The organism is Peptoniphilus hominis (ex Hitch et al. 2025), from assembly GCF_040096015.1.
Lineage (GTDB): Bacteria > Bacillota > Clostridia > Tissierellales > Peptoniphilaceae > Peptoniphilus_A > Peptoniphilus_A hominis.
Genome location: NZ_JBBMFO010000052.1, coordinates 1 through 3,389 on the forward strand (window position 1 = coordinate 1; position 3,389 = coordinate 3,389).

At 33.1% G+C, this 3,389-nt stretch carries 5 protein-coding genes and 1 tRNA gene; 5 read left to right on the forward strand and 1 reads right to left on the reverse strand.

The annotated features are described in order from the left end of the window. Nucleotides 1–35 precede the first annotated feature (35 nt). A complete protein-coding gene (locus tag WMO19_RS09965) occupies nt 36–104 on the forward strand; it encodes a hypothetical protein (protein ID WP_435891062.1) in 69 nt (22 codons plus the stop codon). Next, nucleotides 91–372: an SEC-C metal-binding domain-containing protein gene (locus tag WMO19_RS09520; RefSeq protein ID WP_435891061.1), complete on the forward strand. Its 282-nt coding sequence runs from the start codon at nt 91–93 to the stop codon at nt 370–372. Before WMO19_RS09965 ends, WMO19_RS09520 begins: the two co-directional genes overlap by 14 nt. A gap of 285 nt (nt 373–657) precedes the next feature. Here WMO19_RS09520 and WMO19_RS09525 read toward each other — a convergent pair whose 3' ends face one another. Further along, nucleotides 658–1,275, reverse strand: a complete 618-nt coding sequence (locus tag WMO19_RS09525; protein ID WP_349171620.1) for a PepSY domain-containing protein — start codon at nt 1,273–1,275, stop codon at nt 658–660. A gap of 224 nt (nt 1,276–1,499) precedes the next feature. Here WMO19_RS09525 and WMO19_RS09530 point away from each other — a divergent pair, with 224 nt between their 5' ends. The 3 genes from WMO19_RS09530 to murI all read left to right on the forward strand — a co-directional run bounded on the left by WMO19_RS09530 (nt 1,500) and on the right by murI (nt 3,306). After that, nucleotides 1,500–2,129, forward strand: coding sequence for a GntR family transcriptional regulator (locus WMO19_RS09530; RefSeq protein ID WP_349171621.1), 630 nt, complete (start codon nt 1,500–1,502; stop codon nt 2,127–2,129). Between the two features lie 100 nt (nt 2,130–2,229). Continuing rightward, a tRNA-Lys gene (locus WMO19_RS09535) sits at nt 2,230–2,305 on the forward strand. A gap of 173 nt (nt 2,306–2,478) precedes the next feature. Continuing rightward, nucleotides 2,479–3,306 carry a glutamate racemase gene (gene murI, locus WMO19_RS09540; RefSeq protein WP_349171623.1) on the forward strand — a complete coding sequence of 276 codons (828 nt, stop codon included), beginning with the start codon at nt 2,479–2,481 and terminating at the stop codon, nt 3,304–3,306. Nucleotides 3,307–3,389: the final 83 nt, after the last annotated feature.

A 3,389-nucleotide genomic window follows, 5' to 3' on the forward strand; every position in this document is an offset into this window, starting at 1 on the left:
GAGTTGCTTTACTTCAAAATGTTGACCAAAAGTGGATGGATCACATCGACGCCATGGATCAACTAAGAAAGGGAATTTGGACTTCGTGCAGTGGGACAAACTGACCCAGTTAGGGCCTACGCAGAAGAAGCCTTTGATATGTTCGAAGAAATGAACGAATCAATCAAAGAAGACACAGTAAAAATGCTTTACCATGTAATCAATCCTGAAAGAGTAAAGAGAGTTAGAGTCGCAAAAGAAGTAGAAACAGTAAATCCCGATGACGGAAAACAAAAACCTTATGTGAGAAAAGAAAAAAAGGTTGGAAGAAATGACCCATGTCCATGCGGAAGTGGAAAAAAATATAAAAACTGTCACGGAAAATATGAATAAGATTTAATTGAATTTTGAATAAAATAATTAACTCTGGTAGTACTTAAAGTCTGCCAGAGTTTTTTATTGACAAAAATTTTTTATATTTTAACTTTTAAAGTAATCAATATTATTATCGCAAAAATTTTTATAAATCTTCACAAAAAAAGATGGCCAACCATCTTTATAAATAAATCATCTTAAACTTATAAAATAAATTTTATTTTTCTAATAAATATTTCTATTAAAAAGTACTAAAAGTTGAAAAAAGAGAGGTTTTAGCCTCTCTTAAGATCAAATACTTTATTACATATCTTTTTCTATAAGTTTACCTGTTTCAAATTCGTATTCGTAAGTTATGTCTTTATTTCCATTGACAACTTCAACGCTAACTACATACATACCATTGTCCAGTTCAACTTCGTATTCGCCAGCTTCAAAGCCTTGGCCAGCATCCTTTAAGGCTTGGTCCATAAACTTATCAACTGCTTCGATCATTTCTAATTGGATGTCTGCTGTCTTAGCTGAAGTGTCTTCTGCTTCAAACTCGTCCTTCACAATGTCACCAGTTACTGCGTCAACTGTAATTTCGTATTCGTTTTTGGCATCATAGCCATCAACCTTGTAGTAGGCTTTTCCATTTTCAACTTCAAGTTGGAAAGATTCAACTTTTGCATCAGGGTGAAGTTTTTTAAATCCGTCAAAGGCAATTCCTCTATCTAAGTTTGCAACTGCACCCTTATTTATTGCATTTTCTTCCTTTGTCTCAGCATCAGCCATGTTTTTGTTTGCATTTTTATTAACATTTTCTTCAACTTTCACTTCAGAATTTGCTGGCTCTGCTTTTTCAGTTTTTTGTCCACAAGCAGAAAGTGTCAGTGCAAGTCCGAGTCCAAGTGTTGTAATTAAAATTTTCTTATTCATTTTTTCCTCCTAATTTGATAAGTTATAAATTTGTATACTTTAATTATTTACCCATAAAAGCATTTGGTAAACTTTTCGTAAATAATTAAAATAAATTGTATTTTAAACTACTCTTTATGTGGTATAATAAGAAAAAGTAATTTCATTACAAGGGAAAACATTTTAATAAATAGGAGTGTGGAGCTTTGGATCTTCGAAGCAATAAAAAATCTCTTAGCAATTTGGTGTACAGAGATTTAAAAGAAAAGATTTTAAAAAATAAATTACTTCCAGGAGATAAGTTAATAGAAATGGAAATCGCTTCTAATCTTGGCGTTAGTAGGACGCCTGTGAGAGAAGCCTTAAAAAAACTTGAAGAGGATGGACTTGTTACTAGTTTTCCAAGGAAGTCCTATATTGTTTCAAAAATTTCCGTCAAAGAGGCAAAGAATCTTTACATAGTGAGGAGATCCTTGGAGCCCCTTGCTGTAGAGCTCTTGGCACAAAAGGGTCTTGGTGAAAATACTAAATATTTTCAAGATGTAAACGAAGAGCTTAGGCTTGCAATTGAAAATAAGGATGAGGAATTGGCTCAAAATTTAATTATCGAGTGGAATATGGCACTTGTTTCCTGTCTCAACAATGAAATTTTAGTTGAAGTCATGAACATGATCAACAAAAGGCTTTACAGATTTGGTAATTTTATTTTTAGAGACAAAGAAAATTACAAAAAACATTACAACAATTTGCAAAGGGTTTATGAACTTATAGAGGAAAAGAAACCTGCAGAAGCTAGAAAAGCCAGCGAAAAGACCATCGAAAATATTTATCAAATGTTTGAGGAACAGGCAGATTATAAAATGTTTAGAAATTAAAAAAAAGCACTTGACAAGAGTGTTTTTTTTATTTATAATTATTTCTGTTGCATCGGCATTGTAAAAAATGTAAAAATTTAATAATGCGTTTGTAAATTTTGCACCTTTAGCTCAGTTGGTAGAGCAACTGACTCTTAATCAGTGGGCCTACGGTTCGAGTCCGTAAAGGTGCACCATCAAAACCTGTTAACTTTGTTAATGGGTTTATTTTTTTATAAGTTGATTTTAATTTTATATAAATTATTCTTGATAAGATTTTTGAATTTGTTTTTCATATATCTTTGAATTTTTTATTATTCTTTTTGTTTTTCATCATATATAGTATTATAATAAAAGAGTTGGTGATTTAATGGGAAAAAATTTGATTGGCTTTTATGACAGCGGAGTTGGTGGACTTTCTGTTTTAAAAGTTGCTTTAAATAAAATAAAAAATAAAAACTTTGCTTTTTTTGGCGATACTTTGAGGATGCCCTATGGTGCAAGGACTGATGAAGAGATAAGAGATTACACCTTGGAAGCTATGGGATTCTTTAAGGACTTGGGCGTAGACCTTTCCATCATTGCTTGCAACACAGCTACTAGTCATGGGCTAAGGGAAGCAAAGACAAAATATAATTATCCGATTATTGGTGTAGTTGAGCCAGGAAGTTTTAATGCAATTGAAAGGACTAGCAACAATAAAGTTGCCCTCGTTGCTACAAAGTCCTGCGTTGAAAGTGGGGTTTACGACAAGGTCTTAAAAGACATGGACCCTTCTATTGAATTGAGATCAGTCTACTGTCCAGATTTAACTCTTGCTATTGAGAGAGGAGAGTTTGGGGAAGACCACATGGACGCCATTGTGAAAAAATATTTAGATGAGTTTGGCGACTATGATTTTGACACCATGATCCTTGGCTGCACTCACTATCCTCTTGTGGAAGACTCCTTTAAGAGAATCTTTAAGAGACAGGGCAAAAGAGTTTTAATGGTTGACCCAGCCTACAAAACTGTCTTAGATGCCATAAATATTTTAGACCTAAGCCAAGAGGAAATGCCAAATAGAAGTATTGACTTCTACATAACTGGCGACATTGATAAGTTCCGCTACACAATGGAAAAGATTGTAGATTTAAGTGACTTTGATGTGAAATTTCACAGCGTAAAAATTGAAGATTTAGAAAAGTATAAAAAATAAGGCTCCAATGAAGTGAACCCCAAAATCCGGAATAAGGATGGAGGGGTTTTTTCATGCCAAAATACACAAAAGAATTTAGAATA

Bases quoted from the DNA above. Each gene is read 5' to 3' on its own strand.
- murI (WP_349171623.1), top strand. From the start codon at position 2,479: ATGGGAAAAAATTTGATTGGCTTTTATGACAGCGGAGTTGGTGGACTT.
- WMO19_RS09525 (WP_349171620.1), bottom strand. From the start codon at position 1,275: ATGAATAAGAAAATTTTAATTACAACACTTGGACTCGGACTTGCACTG.